Annotated in this window: 1 protein-coding gene; it reads right to left on the bottom strand. The window is 48.0% G+C overall.

The window, feature by feature from the left end; genetic code table 11:
* Window positions 1–517: CheR family methyltransferase (locus tag R7R24_RS30455; RefSeq protein ID WP_318120680.1), on the bottom strand; the 517-nt coding region annotated here is incomplete at both ends.

The following is a 517-nucleotide window of genomic DNA, read 5'->3' as shown; positions in this document are numbered from 1 at the left end:
AAAGTGCGGCGACGCTCAGGCGAAAGGCCACGACCTAGAGCAAGGTTGTCATACACACCTGCACGACACATTTCGAGCATGCTTGCAGAAATGTCCGTCGCCGTGATGGAAACACTTGGCAGCAAACCTGGCTTACGCTGTTGCGTTTCCAGAATTGTCATCGCGATTGAATAAGGTTCTTGACCAGATGAACTGGCCGCAGACCAAATTTTAATTGGACGTTTATTTGCCGCAACTTCTGGCAATAGTTTGTCAGCTAAAACCGTGAACGGATAAGTATCTCGAAACCACAAGGTTTCGTTAGTCGTCATCGCATCCACAGCAGCAATACGCAGTTCACGATTGCGGCCAGCAACAACATCGCGTAGCAAATCAGACAACGACGCAAGCTTGAACTTAGTCACTAGAGGACTCAGTCGGCTGCGCACGAGGTATTGTTTGCTATCGCCTAATACGATGCCACATTGCGATTCTAGAAAACGGCTAAAGTCACGATACTCTTGATCACTGATTGTAA

The sequence above is a fragment of the Vibrio sp. 704 genome (genome assembly GCF_033339295.1).
This window is presented reverse-complemented; position numbering and strand designations above follow the sequence as displayed.